Annotated in this window: 16 protein-coding genes and 1 tRNA gene; 12 read left to right on the forward strand and 5 right to left on the reverse strand. The window is 64.5% G+C overall.

The window, feature by feature from the left end:
* The first annotated feature begins 29 nt into the window (after positions 1–29).
* From DQW77_RS01755 to DQW77_RS01765, 3 genes are read left to right on the forward strand one after another with little or no spacing between them, the layout of a single operon-like run.
* Positions 30–644, forward strand: a complete 615-nt coding sequence (locus DQW77_RS01755) for a DUF6749 family protein (RefSeq protein ID WP_113256458.1) — start codon at positions 30–32, stop codon at positions 642–644.
* Positions 645–697: 53 nt separating this feature from the next.
* On the forward strand, positions 698–1,774 hold the full coding sequence (locus DQW77_RS01760) for a DUF6902 family protein (protein WP_113256459.1): 1,077 nt from the start codon (positions 698–700) through the stop codon (positions 1,772–1,774).
* Positions 1,771–2,706 (forward strand): DMT family transporter, encoded by a 936-nt coding sequence (locus DQW77_RS01765; protein ID WP_113256460.1) that lies wholly within the window; start codon positions 1,771–1,773, stop codon positions 2,704–2,706. The genes DQW77_RS01760 and DQW77_RS01765 overlap by 4 nt, the downstream gene beginning before the upstream one ends.
* Positions 2,707–2,814: 108 nt before the next feature.
* Here the strand turns inward: DQW77_RS01765 and DQW77_RS01770 are convergent, their stop codons facing one another.
* Entirely contained in the window at positions 2,815–3,138 is a 324-nt protein-coding gene (locus DQW77_RS01770; protein WP_113256461.1) for an iron-sulfur cluster assembly accessory protein, read from the reverse strand.
* Between the two features lie 98 nt (positions 3,139–3,236).
* Here DQW77_RS01770 and DQW77_RS01775 point away from each other — a divergent pair, with 98 nt between their 5' ends.
* From DQW77_RS01775 to DQW77_RS01815, 9 genes are all read left to right on the forward strand, one after another.
* Positions 3,237–4,430 (forward strand): deoxyguanosinetriphosphate triphosphohydrolase, encoded by a 1,194-nt coding sequence (locus DQW77_RS01775; RefSeq protein WP_113256462.1) that lies wholly within the window; start codon positions 3,237–3,239, stop codon positions 4,428–4,430.
* A gap of 23 nt (positions 4,431–4,453) precedes the next feature.
* On the forward strand, positions 4,454–6,307 hold the full coding sequence (locus tag DQW77_RS01780) for a sodium:proton antiporter (protein WP_113256463.1): 1,854 nt from the start codon (positions 4,454–4,456) through the stop codon (positions 6,305–6,307).
* Positions 6,308–6,364: 57 nt separating this feature from the next.
* Positions 6,365–6,988, forward strand: a complete 624-nt coding sequence (locus DQW77_RS01785) for a hypothetical protein (RefSeq protein ID WP_113256464.1) — start codon at positions 6,365–6,367, stop codon at positions 6,986–6,988.
* Between the two features lie 80 nt (positions 6,989–7,068).
* Entirely contained in the window at positions 7,069–8,814 is a 1,746-nt protein-coding gene (argS, locus tag DQW77_RS01790; RefSeq protein ID WP_113256465.1) for an arginine--tRNA ligase, read from the forward strand.
* An 80-nt stretch (positions 8,815–8,894) separates the two neighbouring features.
* Positions 8,895–9,830 (forward strand): SPOR domain-containing protein, encoded by a 936-nt coding sequence (locus tag DQW77_RS01795; protein WP_113256466.1) that lies wholly within the window; start codon positions 8,895–8,897, stop codon positions 9,828–9,830.
* Positions 9,827–10,837 carry a beta-N-acetylhexosaminidase gene (gene nagZ / locus DQW77_RS01800; RefSeq protein ID WP_258523638.1) on the forward strand — a complete coding sequence of 337 codons (1,011 nt, stop codon included), beginning with the start codon at positions 9,827–9,829 and terminating at the stop codon, positions 10,835–10,837. Before DQW77_RS01795 ends, nagZ begins: the two co-directional genes overlap by 4 nt.
* Positions 10,830–11,639, forward strand: a complete 810-nt coding sequence (locus DQW77_RS01805) for a ScpA family protein (protein WP_113256591.1) — start codon at positions 10,830–10,832, stop codon at positions 11,637–11,639. The genes nagZ and DQW77_RS01805 overlap by 8 nt, the downstream gene beginning before the upstream one ends.
* A gap of 4 nt (positions 11,640–11,643) precedes the next feature.
* Positions 11,644–12,312, forward strand: a complete 669-nt coding sequence (scpB, locus tag DQW77_RS01810) for an SMC-Scp complex subunit ScpB (protein ID WP_113256468.1) — start codon at positions 11,644–11,646, stop codon at positions 12,310–12,312.
* A 73-nt stretch (positions 12,313–12,385) separates the two neighbouring features.
* Complete coding sequence (locus DQW77_RS01815) at positions 12,386–12,595, forward strand: hypothetical protein (RefSeq protein ID WP_113256469.1); 210 nt, start codon at positions 12,386–12,388, stop codon at positions 12,593–12,595.
* A 6-nt stretch (positions 12,596–12,601) separates the two neighbouring features.
* Here DQW77_RS01815 and DQW77_RS01820 read toward each other — a convergent pair whose 3' ends face one another.
* From DQW77_RS01820 to ihfA, 4 genes are all read right to left on the reverse strand, one after another.
* The gene (locus DQW77_RS01820) at positions 12,602–13,675 is read right to left on the reverse strand and encodes a 2'-deoxycytidine 5'-triphosphate deaminase (protein ID WP_113256592.1); all 1,074 of its coding nucleotides are present in this window, start codon (positions 13,673–13,675) and stop codon (positions 12,602–12,604) included.
* 43 nt (positions 13,676–13,718) lie between these two features.
* Positions 13,719–13,795 (reverse strand) — tRNA-Pro (locus DQW77_RS01825).
* Positions 13,796–13,855: 60 nt separating this feature from the next.
* Positions 13,856–14,851, reverse strand: coding sequence for a MerR family transcriptional regulator (locus DQW77_RS01830; protein WP_113256470.1), 996 nt, complete (start codon positions 14,849–14,851; stop codon positions 13,856–13,858).
* A gap of 13 nt (positions 14,852–14,864) precedes the next feature.
* The gene (gene ihfA / locus DQW77_RS01835; protein ID WP_113256471.1) at positions 14,865–15,167 is read right to left on the reverse strand and encodes an integration host factor subunit alpha; all 303 of its coding nucleotides are present in this window, start codon (positions 15,165–15,167) and stop codon (positions 14,865–14,867) included.
* Positions 15,168–15,243: the final 76 nt, after the last annotated feature.

Here is a 15,243-nt window from a genome sequence, read left to right on the forward strand (position 1 = left end):
TCTGCAACTGGAAACTGGGGAGAAGAACGATGCTTACTCAACTTAAAGAAGAACAGTTCGTCACATCAAAGGCAAACAACGTGCGGGGCGGTGCAGCGGCAAGCCTGCATGACGGGACCGCGGTCGAGGCCTTCACGTCGTCGCTGGCACCACACGCGTCCATCGCGCAGGACGTCGGAGAGGGCCTGGAGATGTTCACGTCCTCGCTGGCACCCGCGGCAAGGGCCGAAACCTCCGCCGGGGATGCCGTCGAAATGTTCACGTCCTCGCTGGCGCCAAGCGCCCTTGCCGGGGAAGGTGACGGCGTGGAGATGTTCACCTCCTCGCTTGCACCACGCCTGAGCGTGAGCGCCACCGGCGGTGATGCGGTGGAGATGTTCACGTCGTCGCTGGCCCCGGCCGCGTCGGGCGACACGGCGACCGGCGATGCGCTTCATGCGTTCACCTCGTCGCTGGCGCCGGCCAATGATGTTGCCGCAAACGCGGGCGAGGGTGTGGAAATGTTCACCTCGTCGCTGGCGCCTGTTTCGGCAGCCGATACCACCACCGGCGAGGCTGTGCAGGCGTTCACATCATCGCTTTCGCCGCGGGTGACCGTCGAAACGGACGGCGACGGCGTGGAGATGTTCACCTCGAGCCTCTGAACCCTCTGGCGGAACGGGGCCCTGGGCCCGATTGCATGAAGGAGACCTGAAAGATGGAAAATGTCGTCCAGCTCAATGTCCCGTTCCGGCAGCACAGCAGCGCCGATCGCCAGGCGGCGCTGATGGCCTGCTTTGCACAACATCGTCGTTTCGGCGATGATGTGTTCTGGCTCAAGGAAAATGCGGAGCTTCTCAACATCATGGAATCGACTGGCGCCGAGCCTGATGGCGCGGCGCTGTCGGTGCATGACGAGTTCTACCATGACATCGAGAAGCGCATGGGCTTTTTCCCGCAGTATTACCGGTTCCTGCTGTCGCTTTGCCTCGATCTGGAAGATCTGGGCATGCCCGGTGAGAAAGGGGCGCAACTTGCCCATTGGGTCGGCTTGCAGGGGTTGGCCGAGGCGGAGCTTTCGGATCTTCAACGGGCCGAGGCGCGCAGACTGTGCGCGCGCAGGGATGTCGATCCGATGGCGGACGATACCGGACTGGATGACAGGCTGCGGCGCTTCGCAAGGCGGTGCGAAACCTTTTCGATGCCCAACAAGAAAGCCGCCTATGAACTGACCCACATCGTCTTTTACCTGTCGGAATACGGTCGCCGCGATCCGGTGCTCGATGCCGAGACACTGGACAGCCTGAGCTTTGCCGGAACCCTGGCCTTTCTTGATCTCAATGTCGATCTTCTGGCCGAGATATGCATCGCCCTGCGTTTTGCCGGGCAGGAACCGCCGCAGATATGGGAAAACTGGCTGGTCGAGCATGCCGCCACATTCGCTCTGGACGCCGATCCGCAGGTCGACATTCAGGACGATTATCATGAGTTCCTGATGTGCAACTGGTTCATGGGCGTGTCAGGGCGGGGCGGGTTCGCCCAGCAGATCGCGCCGGGGCGCGTGGCGTTCCGCGGTGCGCGGCCCGGGTCCGGACCGTTGCGGGAATTGTCGGAATGCATGTATCGCATGGACGGAACGCGCAGCGGTGACTGGCAGGTAATGCGGTCGCGCGTGGCTGACCGTCTGTCCAACGAGGCGCAGGCGGTGCTGATCGCGGCCGAGGCCGCCAATGAAAGTTTTGACAGGTTTTTCGCGGGCTTCGCCCGTGTCGGCCTGCAGGGGGCGGAGGCATGACCGTAGCGGTGCGCCGCCATGCCGTCGTGGCCGGACCGGTGATCGCGGGAGCCGGACTCACGGCGTGTTACACGTTCCTCATTTCGGGGGCGGACGCGATCACCAAGATGTTCGCTGCGGGGTACGCAGCGCCGCAGCTCTTCGCTCTGTCAGGGGCAATCGTCGCGGCGCTTTGCATCCTGTTCGACCGCCTTGGACGCAGGCCCAAGGGGTTGCGCACCCGCTGCCCCGCCGCGATGACGGTACGGGTGGTGGCGACCGTGGGCGGCACGCTGGCCTTTTTCCACGCGTTCCGCCTGCTGCCCTTCGCAGAAGTCTTTGTTTTCATAGCCATGATTCCGCTTTTTGCGGCGCTTGTGTCCGGTCCGGTCCTCGGCGAGCGGGTGCGCCCGCAGGCATGGGCTGCGCTGTGTCTCGGGGCCGTCGGTGTTATCTGTCTGTTCCCGGGCGGGATCGACAGTGTGGGCACCGGGCATCTTGTGGCGCTGACGGCCGTCCTGCTGGGAACCGTGTCAATGGTCGCGTCGCGGTATATCGGCACGCGCGACCCGAATCTTCTGACCCAGGTCTTCTATCCGAACCTCGGGCTGATGCTGGCAATGGGGCTGGCGCTACCCTTCGTTTTCACGCCGATGACAGCGGCCGATCTGGGCTGGGCGGTGATCTATGCAGGGGTGCTCTTCGGCGCCCGGTGGGTGCTGGTGGCGGCGTTGCGGTTGATGCCGGCTTACGTGGTCACACCGCTGATGAACCTCCAGTTTCTCTGGATGGTCGCGATAGGCGCGGTGGTTTTTGGAGAGATGCCTTCCGCAGTGGTCTACCTCGGTGCTGGGATCGTGATTGCCGCCGGTGCCTGGCTGGTATGGGACCAGGCGGTCCCGCGGCCGGTAACATCACGCCGGACAGGTCGGCGCGTCGTCCCGGCCGAATGAGCCTGCCAGAAGGGCCATTCCGATGATCGCGGGACAGGGCCGTGCCGTGCTTTCGGTCAGGTGTTTCCCGCTCAAGCTGCGCCCGCCAACCCCTGTGCCGCGGTCATTCTAGATCGAGAAGGAGGTGCCGCAGCCGCATGAACTGCTGGCATTGGGATTGTCGATGATGAACCTGGCGCCGATGAGTTCCTCGGAGAAGTCGATGCGCGCGCCGGTCAGAAATGGCAGCGACACGCTGTCGACGACCACGCGCTCGCCGTTTCCCTCCAGCACCAGGTCGTCCTCGGCGGGTTCATCGAGACGGATGTCGTATTGAAACCCCGAACAGCCACCGCCCTCGACGGCTATGCGCAGCGCGTGGCCCTTTTCGCCGGCACCGATCTCGGCCAGCCGTTCGAAAGCGCGGTCGGTCACTTGAGGGGGCATGTTCATGGTCAACTCCGGCGGGTTTGGGCAAGGATCAAGGCGGTTTCATTGTCTGTCGAGTATCAATATATGAGGGACAGGGACAGGCGACAAGGATATCGGTGATGGCGGCGGCCTATGCCTCTGATCCGTCCGCTTCGCGCGGCCGGCTCGTGCAAGAAGAGGAAAGCGCGTTCCGCTCCTGCTATCAGCGGGACCGAGACCGTATCATCCATTCCAGCGCCTTTCGCAGGCTCAAGCACAAGACCCAGGTTTTCGTTGAGCACGAGGGAGATTATTATCGGACCCGGCTCACGCACTCCATAGAGGTGGCGCAGGTGGCGCGCACGATATCCGGCGCGCTCGGGCTCAACGAGGAACTGACCGAGGCGGTTGCGCTGGCCCATGATCTGGGACACACGCCGTTCGGGCATACCGGCGAGGATGCGCTCGATGCCCTGATGGCGCCCTTCGGAGGGTTCGATCACAATGCCCAGGCGGTGCGGATCGTCACCGCGCTGGAGCGCCATTACGCCGGCTTCGACGGGCTCAACCTGACCTGGGATACCCTTGAGGGGCTGGCCAAGCATAACGGACCGGTAACGGCCCCGAATGACGGGAACTCGTCCAGCGGCTCTCTTCCCTGGGCGTTGGCCGAATATGACAGGATCCATGATCTGGAACTGGGAACCCATGCCAGCGCCGAGGCACAGGTCGCCGCGCTGTCCGACGATATCGCCTACAACAATCACGATTTGCATGACGGGTTGCGCGCCGGCCTGTTCGACGAAGAGGAGATCGCGGCACTGCCGATCGTCGCGGACTGTTACCGCGAGGTGGATGCGCTCTACCCCGGGCTTGATTCCTACCGGCGGCGCCACGAGGCGCTGCGCCGGGTGTTCGGCATCATGGTGGCGGACGTGATCGAGGAGTCCCGCGCGGTGCTGGCGGCGGGCGGCTTCGGTAGCGCTGATCAGATCCGCGGCGCCGGTCGGTCCGTGATCCGGTTCTCGGACGGGCTGCGCCGCGACCTCGACGAGATCCGCAGGTTCCTGTTCAACCGGATGTACCGGGCGCCGGCGGTCATGGCCAAGCGCGCCGAGGTCACGACTGTGGTCGAGGATCTGTTCCCGTTCTTCCTGCGCGAACCGGGCTACCTGCCCGGCCGGTGGCAGGCCGAAGTGACCCGGCTGGCCGGGGACGAGACCGGGCTGGCCCGGTTAGTCAGTGATTACATCTCGGGCATGACCGACCGTTTCGCGCTTGACTGCCACGCCCGATGGCTGGGCGGACCGGAAAGCTGCGGACCCGGATGCTGATCGGGTATTGAAGGAGGGCGGGCATGGCGATGGACGTGGCGGTTGCGGGTGCGGGCGGGCTGCCCCCGGTGATGGCCTTCGCGCTTGTGGGGGTGCTGGGCGTGGGCGCACAATGGATGGCCTGGCGCCTTCAGATGCCGGCAATCGTGCTGATGCTGGTGGCCGGGCTCGTCGTCGGGCCGGGTCTGGGCCTGTTCGACCCGGCGCGCGACATCGGTCCGCTCATGAAGCCGATCGTTGCGGTCGCGGTCGCGATCATCCTTTTCGAAGGGGGCCTGACGCTGAGCTTTCACGGGTTGCGGGGGGCCGCGGAAGGTGTCTGGCGGCTGGTCATCCTTGGGGCGCCCCTCGGGTGGCTGGGCTCGGCGCTGGCATTGCATTACGTGGCCGGCCTGGGCTGGGCCACCGCCTGCGTTTTCGGGGGCATCATGATCGTGACCGGCCCCACGGTGATCGCTCCGCTATTGCGACAGGCGCGATTGCGCCGGCGCCCCGCCCAGCTGCTTCAGTGGGAGGCGATCGTCAACGATCCGATCGGGGCGCTGGCGGCGGTCCTGGCATTCGAGATCGTGCTCGTGCTGCAGGCCGCGGAAAGCCTGGAGATGGCGGCCTGGAGCATGGTGCGCGGGATCGTGGTGGCCACGGTCCTTGGCGTCGCCGCGGGCTGGCTGATCGCCGAGGCGTTCCGCCGCGCCTATGTGCCGGAATACATGAAGGTGCCGGTGCTCTTTGCAGTGTTGCTCGGGGTTTTCGCGGTCGCCGACAGCGTGTTGCACGAAAGCGGTCTTCTGACCGTGACGGTGATGGGGGTATGGATCGCCAATGCCGATCTTCCCAGTTATGCGGAAATGCGCAGGTTCAAGGAACACGCCACGGTGCTGCTGGTTTCGGGCGTCTTCATCCTGCTGGCGGCTTCCATGGATCTGGAGACGCTCGCGCTTCTGGACTGGCGCGCGGTGGCTTTCATCGTCGTGGTGGTCCTGGTGGTGCGTCCGGCCACCGTTCTTCTGTCGCTGGCCGGGACAAGGGTTGCGATGCGCGAGCGGCTGCTTGTCGCATTCACCGGCCCGCGTGGCGTGGTGCTTGTGGCGGTGGCGGGTCTGTTCGCCGAACGACTGGTGGCCGAGGGGGTGACGGACGCCGCGTTGATGGCCCCGCTGGCTTTCGGGCTGGTGGCCGCGACAGTGGTGCTGCACGGCTTCTCCCTGCGTCCGCTGGCCCGTCTCCTGGGTTTGGCCGGAGGCGAAACACCCGGTGTGATCATCGTCGGCGGATCCCGGTTCGCGGCCGCTTTGGCCGCGGCGCTGCGGGATCTGGACGTGCCGGTTCTGGTCGCTGACGCCAACCGCACGAGGCTGCGCAGTGCCCGGCGCGAGGGCCTGCCGGTTTTCTTCGGGGACATCCTTTCGGAGGCGGCCGAACACGGTGTCGAGGTCATGAGTTACGGTGTGGTGATCGCCGCGAGCGACAATGACGCCTACAACACTCTGGTTGCCACCGATCTGGGCCCGGAATTCGGCCGTGAAAACGTCTTTCAGTTAAGGCGTGCGAAGCAGGAAAGCCGCCGCCACGCATTGCCGGCCACCCTGGGAGGGCGCGATTTCGGGGCCGGCCTGCGGTATTACGAGATCGCACGGCTTATGGCCGAGGGATGGCAGGTACGTTCCACGAGCCTGAGCGAGGATTATGGAGTTTCGGACTGGACGGCAGACAACCCCGAGGCGTTGCCACTGATCGAGGTGAGTGCAAAGGGCGTTCTGAGGTTTCCGGACGAGGAAACAGGCCCGGAGGGCGGCGACGGTACGCGGGTTGTCGCGTTGCGACCGCCGGATGCGCCGAAGCCGGATGGTCAACCGAAAACCACGAACGGCGCTTGAAGGCGTGCGGGTACGGCCCTATCCTCGGGTGTCGCCGCGTCGAAAGAACCGTTTCCTGTGCCATTCCTCAGCCAATTCGACGAAAAGGTCGTCCTGATTGCCGGGGCGGGTGCGCCAATGGGGGCGATGCTTGCCGAAGGATATGCGGCGGCCGGCGCACGGGTGCTGGCGCTGGATGTGGACGAGGCGGCGGCGATGAGCGCCGCGCGGCTGCACCCGGACAGGATCGAGCCGCTCTGCCTCGACCCGTTGCAGCCTCACCACATCCGTCAGGTCGGGGCGATCTGGGAGGCGGAGGCGTTGCATGTTCTCGTGCATCTTCAGTCCCTGCGGGAGCCGCGCAGACCCGGTGCGGTGCTGAAGGCCGTGCCGGCCTTCACGCGGAGCTTGCAGGCAGGGCTGGCTGCGGCGCGGGGACGGGTTCTGTCTATCCACGAAGGGGCAACACCCGCGGACCGTCCCGAGACGCAGGCCCATGCCGCGGCGATGTCGCGGCTGACGGTTGCCATGGATACGACCTTGCGCGCGGCCGGTGTGCGCGTGAACGCCCTGGAACTGGGGCAGGGGCCGCAAGGGGCGGCTCTGGCCGGTTCGGTGCTGGCCGCCGCGGACTACCTGACCGGACCGCGCGGGCGCGGCATCGGTGGTGTGGTTCTGCCGGTGACGACACCCGTGGACTGATCCTGCATGCCGGCCCTCGGAGCGTGGTCTTGACACCGGAGGGGCCTCTGGTATGCGCGAGACCAATCTGGAGGCGCGACATGAACCCATTTTCCGACATCAGGGACCTCGTGACCGGGGCGCTTTCGGCTATCACTGCCGAGGGGCATCTGCCGGCGGGGCTGGATTATGCCAATGTCACGGTCGAACCGCCGCGCGATCCCGCCCATGGCGACATGGCCACCAATGCCGCGATGGTCCTGGCCAAGCCCGCAGGGCTGAAACCGCGCGATATCGCCGAAACGCTGGCAGGCAAGTTGCGGGCGGATGACCGGATCGCAAGCGCCGAGGTGGCTGGTCCGGGGTTTCTGAACCTGCGGCTGGCGCCGGGCGTCTGGCACGAGGTGCTGCGTGCCGCATTGACCGAAGGCAATGATTTCGGACGCTCCGCAATGGGGCATGGCATGCGCGTCAATGTTGAATATGTCAGCGCCAATCCCACCGGGCCATTGCATGTTGGCCACACGCGCGGCGCGGTTTTCGGCGATGCACTGGCCAGCCTGCTGGATTACGTCGGCTACGAGGTGACGCGCGAATACTACATCAACGACGGGGGCGCGCAGGTGGACGTGTTGGCGCGTTCGGTTTACCTGCGCTACCTTGAGGCACATGGACAGGCCGTGGCGTTCGAGGACGGGACCTATCCCGGTGATTACCTGATCGCCGTTGGCAAGGCCCTGCGCGACGAGGTTGGCGCGGCCTATGTGGACCAGCCCGAGGCAGTGTGGCTGGCCGAGGTGCGCGCCTTCGCCACCGAGGCGATGATGGAACTGATCCGTGCCGACCTCGAGGCGCTTGGCGTGCGGATGGACGTTTTCTATTCCGAGAAATCCCTTTACGGAACCGGCCGGATCGAGGAAGCACTCGGTTTCCTGAAGGACAAGGGCCTCATCTACGAAGGGGTGCTCGAGCCGCCGAAGGGCAAGGCTCCCGAGGATTGGGAACCCCGCGAACAGACGCTTTTCCGCTCCACCGTTCATGGCGACGACGTTGACCGCCCGATCGCCAAATCCGATGGAAGCTGGACCTATTTCGCCCCCGATATCGCCTATCATTATGACAAGATCGCGCGCGGCTACGACGTGCTGATCGACGTTTTCGGAGCCGATCACGGCGGATATGTGAAACGGATGAAGGCGGCTGTCAGCGCCCTGAGCGACGGGCGCGTGCCACTTGAAATCAAGCTGTGCCAGCTTGTGAAGCTGTGGAAGAACGGCGAACCCTTCAAGATGTCCAAGCGTGCGGGCACCTTCGTGACGATGCGCGACGTGGTCGATCAGGTCGGCGCGGACGTCACCCGTTTCGTGATGCTGACGCGCAAGAACGACGCGCCGCTTGACTTCGATTTCGACAAGGTGATGGAGCAGTCCAAGGACAACCCCGTCTTTTACGTCCAGTATGCACATGCGCGGGTTTGCAGCGTTCTGCGCAAGGCGCGGATGGCGGATATCGACGTGGACGACGCGGCGTTGGCAACGTCTGATCATTCCATACTGACCCATGAGGCCGAGTTGGCGGTGCTCAGGAAGCTGGCGGAATGGCCCCGCCTTGTCGAGATCGCCGGCCGTACCAACGAGCCGCACCGCCTGGCATTCTACCTTTATGATCTGGCCAGCGAGCTGCACGCTTTGTGGAACCGCGGCCATGACGAGCCCGCTTTGCGCTTCCTTCAGGAAGACGATGCCGACACCAGCCGCGCCAAAATCGCCCTTGCCCGTGCCGTAACCGTTGTTATTTCCGCCGGTCTTGGTATTCTCGGCGTAACCCCGGTCGAGGAAATGCGATAGAAAGTCGCGCGCTCCGGGGGGATTGAGGCAGACAATACTCCCTGGCGGCAATGTATCGCCGGTGGAAAGCGAGGCGAGACATGGCAGATATGTATGCGGCACAGCAACGCTCCGTGCCTGAACAAGTCAATCCCATTGCAAGACTTGCTTATGCAGCCGGGGCGGTCGTTTCGATTGCCCTGACAGTAGGCATGGGTGTCTGGGGGTATCAGATACTGGTGCGCGACGTGAGCGGTGTCCCCGTGATCCGGGCGGCGGAGGGGCCGATCCGGGTTCAGCCCGACGACCCGGGCGGTGAACAGGCGTTGCATCAGGGGCTCTCGGTGAATGAGGTTGCCGGGTCCGGGGCAGTGTCCGGACCGGTGGAAAAAGTGATCCTCGCGCCTGATCCGCTTGAACTGGATGCTGCGCCGGTCCGGTCCCGGCAGGGGGCAGCGGATGCCGAGGCCGACACCACCGACGGTGAAACAAACGGCGTTCGGGTGGCCGCCGATGCAGGTGGTGCGAATGACGAGGCAGCGCAGCGACGCGCCGTCGAGGCGCTGGCCGACAAGCTGGCCGAGGGCGAGGAGCCGCTTCAACCATTGGCGGATGAGCCACCGGAAGCCGACGCGGTCGCCCGTCAGGCGACCGGCGAGGATGATGTGCCCGGGCTGGGGCGATCCCTGCGCCCGAAGATCCGCCCGGCCGACCTGACCAATCTGCGCACCGTATCGGCGGTGGCTCCCGCCGGGCCACGTGACGTGGACCCTGAGACGATTCCGGCGGGCACGCGTCTGGCGCAGTTGGGTGCGTTCGCGAGCGCCGAGGTCGCACGCGAGGAATGGGCCCGGCTTTCGAACCGCTTTGATGAGTACCTGTCCTCCAAGGACCGGGTGATCCAGCGCGCCGAAAGTGGTGGGCGGATCTTTTACCGCCTGCGTGCCATGGGCTTTGACGACCTGAGCGATGCACGGCGTTTCTGTTCGGCCTTCATTGCCGAGAATACCGAGTGCATTCCGGTGGTTACCCGTTGAACGGCTTCGGGGCAACGATCCTTGATGCCGACGGTCCACGCCTGAGTGCCGAAGAAAGGAAGTTTTTCAGGCAGGCCGATCCTTTCGGCTTCATCCTGTTCGCCCGCAACGTGGAGAACGCCGCACAGGTGCGCGCGCTTTGTGACGAGATGCGCGAAACCGTGGGACGCGAGGCGGCGATATTCGTGGATCAGGAAGGCGGACGGGTGCAGCGCCTGCGTCCGCCGTTGGCGCGGGACTGGCCACCGCCATTGCGCCAGACCGCGGCTGCCGGTCCGCATGGCGCACAGGCAATGTATCTGCGTTACAGGATCATCGCGGCGGAGCTGCGTGCCCTCGGGATCGATGGAAACTGCGCGCCACTTGTCGATCTGGTCGGGCCGGAAACGCATGATTTCCTGCGCGACCGATGCTATGGGGGGGCGCCATCGGAGGTGGCCGAGATCGGCAGGGCGGTTGCAGATGGCCTTCTGGCAGGAGGTGTGTTGCCGGTGCTCAAGCACATTCCCGGGCATGGACGTGCCGCCGCCGACAGCCATCTGTCGCTTCCCGAGGTGACAGACCCGTGCCCCGTCCTTGAGAGCAGTGATTTCGCCCCCTTCCGCGAGCTGGCGGACTTGCCCCTGGCGATGACGGCGCATGTTGTCTACACGGCCATTGACAGCCTCCCCGCAACGATCTCGCCGGCGGTGATGCGCCTGATCCGTGAGGATATCGGTTTCGACGGGCTGATCATGACCGATGACATCTCGATGAAGGCACTGGCGGGCCGCCCCGATGATCTGGCGCGCGCGGCGCTCGATGCCGGCTGTGACGTCGTCCTTCATTGCAACGGGACACTTGAGGCGCGGCGCGCGGTTGCCGGGGCCGCTGGCCGCATGGACGAGGCCGCTCAGGCCCGGGCCATGGCGGCGCTGTCGGCGCGCACCCCCCCTGACACGGTTGACATTTCCGTCCTCGAGGCAAATCTGGAACGGCTGATGACGGATGGACCCGGCGATGGATGAGCATGATTTCGAGGAGGATTTCGAAAATGCCGATGGTGCCGGCGGCGTGACCAATGTGGCCGACCGCATGGCGGCCGAGGCATTGATCGTGGATGTGGACGGGTTCGAGGGGCCGCTGGACCTGCTTCTTACCATGGGCCGAACCCAGAAGGTGGATCTGCGAAAGGTCAGCATCCTGGAGCTTGCGAAACAATACCTCGCCTTCGTTGAGACGGCCCGCGAAATGCGTATCGAATTGGCCGCGGATTACCTCGTGATGGCCGCTTGGCTGGCGTTTCTGAAGTCGCGCCTCCTGTTGCCGCCAGATCCTACCGACGAGGGCCCTTCCGGAGAGGAGTTGGCGGCGCACCTCGCGTTTCAGCTTGAGCGGCTCCAGGCCATGCGAGAGGCGGCCGCGAAGCTGATGGCGCGTGACCGCCTGGGCCAGAACTTCTTCGCACGCGGTCTGCCCGAGGACGTGACGCGCCTGCGGCGGGTACGTTATATAGCCACCCTGCTGGACCTCATGCAGGGGTATGCGCGGATCCGCACGCGGGACGAGTTCCGCCCCTACGCGATGGACCGCGAGGCGGTATTCTCTTTGGAACAGGCACTGGAGCGCATGCGTGGCCTGATTGGGTTCGCAGGGACATGGACAGAGATCTCGGCGTATCTGCCCGAAGGATTCACCACCGATCCGAAGCGCCGCCGCTCGGCCACGGCGTCCACCTTCGCGGCGGCGCTGGAACTGGTGCGCGAGGGCCGGATCGACCTTCGCCAGAGCGAAACCTTCGCGCCGATCGAATTGCGCCGAAGGGATTGAGGCCATGCCGGAAGATACCGAAGACGAACATGAAAGCCTGTTCGCGGCCCCGCCGATGGCCGAACAGGAGCGCATGTGCGAAGCGATCCTGTTCGCGACAGCCGAACCCGTGACGGTGCGGGAGATCGAGAGCCGGATGCCCCATGGCAGTGATGCCGCCGAGGCGCTGGCACATCTGCGCCGGCGCTATGAAGGCCGCGGGGTGCATCTGGTCCGGGTCGGGGATGCCTGGGCCATGCGCACCGCCCCCGATCTTGGCTTTCTCATGCAACGCGAGACTGTGGAAACCAGAAAACTGTCCCGCGCGGCGATCGAGACATTGGCGATCATCGCCTATCATCAGCCCGTCACCCGCGCCGAGATCGAGGAGATTCGCGGCGTTTCGGTCAGCAGAGGAACCGTGGATCAGCTGCTTGAACTGGAATGGATCCGTTTCGGTCGCCGCAAGATGACCCCGGGACGTCCGGTGACGTTCGTCGTGACCCAGGGGTTTCTGGATCATTTCGGGCTCGAAAGCCCGCGTGATCTGCCGGGGCTGAAGGAACTGCGTGCGGCGGGGCTGCTTGAAAACCGCCCGCCCCCGGACCAGATGCCGTCTCTCGGAGAGGGCGAGGACGACGCACGGGAGGACGGTACGGACGCGAAGGGGCAGGATGAACTGTTCGGGGAATGATGCCGGACATGCCCTTAAATTTTCAAGATTCAATGCTATCTCGGTGGCAAATCAGACAGGCAGGGAGAACGCCATGAATGCCGGAAACATTGTGAACATGGTCGTCAGGCTGGTGATGCGCCAGGTGATCGGGCGCGGTATCAACAAGGGAATCGAGGTGGTTGGTGACCGCATGAACAAGGGCAAGTCCGCCGAGGAACAGGGGCAGCCCCCCGAAAGTGGCAAGACCAAGCAGCGCATGCGCCAATCTGTCCGCATGGCGCGTCGGTTCGGGCGGTTCTGAGGAACCTCAGCCGCTGAAATGTTTGGACAGTTTCAGCCCCTGGCCCTGGTAGTTGGAGGCGATGCTGGCCCCGTAAAGCTGATCGGGTACCTGGCTCATCCGTTCGTAGACCAGCCGCCCGACAGTCTGACCATGTTCCAGGACGAACGGCGCTTCGTGACAGCGCACTTCAAGCACCCCGCGTGATCCATCTCCACCGGCCGCATCATGGCCGAAACCGGGGTCGAAGAACCCCGCGTAGTGCACCCGGAATTCTCCGACCATGGCAAGGTACGGCGCCATTTCGGCCGCATGAGAGGGAGGGATATGGACGGCCTCGCGGCTGACGAGGATATAGAAGGCGCCCGGGTCCAGGATGATACGCCCGCTTGCGGAATGCACCTCTTCCCAGTAATCAGCGGCACTGTAATGGCCCACCCGGTCAAGGTCGATGACCCCGGCATGGGGTTTGGCGCGGTAGCCGACCAGGGTGCCATCCCGCGGCAGCAGATCGACCGAGAACCCGAGCCCGTGGTCGATGACCGGGTCACTGTCCACCAGCGGGTTTTCGCGATGAAGCGTGCCAAGTTCCGCGTCGGTCAGTACCGCGTCTCCGCTGCGGAATCGGATCTGGTTGAGGCGCATTCCGGGCCGCACAAGTACCGAGAAGGAGCGCGGGCAGATCTCCGCGTAAAGCGGGCCGTGATATCCGGGTGCGATCCGGTCGAATTCCGTGCCGCCATCGGTAATCGCGCGGGTCAGGAGGTCCAGTCTGCCTGTCGATGATTTCGCGTTCGCCACGGCGCGTATATTCTCTGAGAGGGCAAGCCGCTCCTGCAACGGGACGACGTAGACGCACCCCTTTTCCAGCACCGCGCCCTGCGAAAGATCGATGCGGTGCATCTCGAATTCCGCCAGCCGGTCGGCGACGGGGCGGTCCTTTCCGGCAAGAAAAGAAGCACGCACCCGGTAGGCCGTTCGACCGAGGCGCATATCCAGGCTTGCCGGCTGTACCTGTTCGGGAAGAATGCAGGGATCGGCGGTGATTTGACCATCTTCGATCATTTCTACAAGCTGCTGGCTGGAAAGCACACCTGTCATGGCCGCGCCTCCGTTGCGCATCCGCTTTCTGTGTAGCTTGGATTGGTCGGGCTAGCAGGACTCGAACCTGCGACCTTCCGTCCCCCAGACGGACGCGCTACCAGGCTGCGCCATAGCCCGACGATTGAGCTTACATACCTGTTTTGGGCGTGGGGACAAGGGGGAATTCCCAAAATTCCGCTACGCTCCGTCCTGTGGCGCGGCCTTGTCGCGCAGGGCCTTCAGGCGGTCGCGCACCCCGGCCAGGCGGGTGGCTGTCTGGGGCGCGAGTGGACGCTCGATGAGGGCAAGACCCCCCAACAGGCCGGGCGCGGCCGGCGCATCGTCGGGCGGATCCTCGCCGGTGTCGACGGGTTCCGGCGCAGGTGCGGACTCCTCTGCGGGGGGGCTTTCCGGCGCGGGTGTATCAGACGCGGCGGAAGCTTCCTCGGACAGAGGGGGGCGGGCCACATCGTCCAGCCGCGATTCGTCCTGGTCATCGTGGCGTTCCGCGGCATCTTTCTCCGCCGCCCTTGACGTGTCTTCCGGCGATGTCATGTCCGGCCGGTCTGCCATTTCGTCCCCGTCCGGGACGGTGTCTGTCTGAGGTGAGGTTGTGACGGGTTCCTCAGGCGCCGTTGGGTCCATCACAGGGTCCGTGCCTTGCGGTGAGCCGTCACTTTCCGCGCCGGCGGGCTTGGAGGGCGGTGCCCCGGCCGCGGGCGCATCCTCTTCGCGTGCCGGTGGTTCAGGGGTGACGGCGCCCGCGTCCGACGCGGGGGCCAGCTCAGGCTGCGCGACGTTGCTGTCGCGTACATCGCCAGGGCCGGGCGGGTCGCGCTGAAAGCGCACCACGGTGCCGCCGTCGGTCCCGGCCTCGGTCACCACGTCGAGCGATATATCCTCGTCACCGACGATGTCATCAACCGGGTGCGACAAGCCAGCGACATGGCGAACCCCTTGATCACGCAATACTTTCTGAACGCCCTTTATGGTCATCCCGTCGTCGTGAAGCAACTTGCGAATCCCGCCGAGCAACTTCATGTCGGCAGGCCGATAATACCGTCGCCCGCCGGCGCGCTTGACCGGTTTGACCTGCGTGAACTTGCTTTCCCAGAAACGCAGCACATGTGCCGGCACACCAAGCCAGTCAGCAACTTCGCTGATGGTGCGGAAGGCATCGGCGGATTTGCCCATGGCGGACCCGACCTCAGCGCTTGTTGCCCGCGGCAACCCGGTCCTTCATCAGGTGCGAGGGACGGAAGGTCAGAACGCGGCGAGGGTTGATGGGTACCTCTTCGCCGGTCTTGGGATTGCGTCCGACGCGGGCCGATTTGTCCCGCACCGAGAAGGTTCCGAACGACGAGATCTTGACCTGTTCGCCGCGCACGAGCGCATCCGACATATGGTCGAGAACGCTTTCGACCAGTTGGGCGGAATCATTGCGCGAAAGGCCGACTTCGCGAAAGATCGCCTCGCTGAGATCCATTCTTGTGAGTGTCTTGTTGGCCATTATTATCCCCCGCATTTCCACATGATACTAGGGCGGAAGATTTTTGCGAGTCAATATCAATGACTTGCAATGAACT

The organism is Roseovarius sp. TE539 (genome assembly GCF_003298505.1).
In the GTDB taxonomy this organism is placed as follows: domain Bacteria; phylum Pseudomonadota; class Alphaproteobacteria; order Rhodobacterales; family Rhodobacteraceae; genus Roseovarius.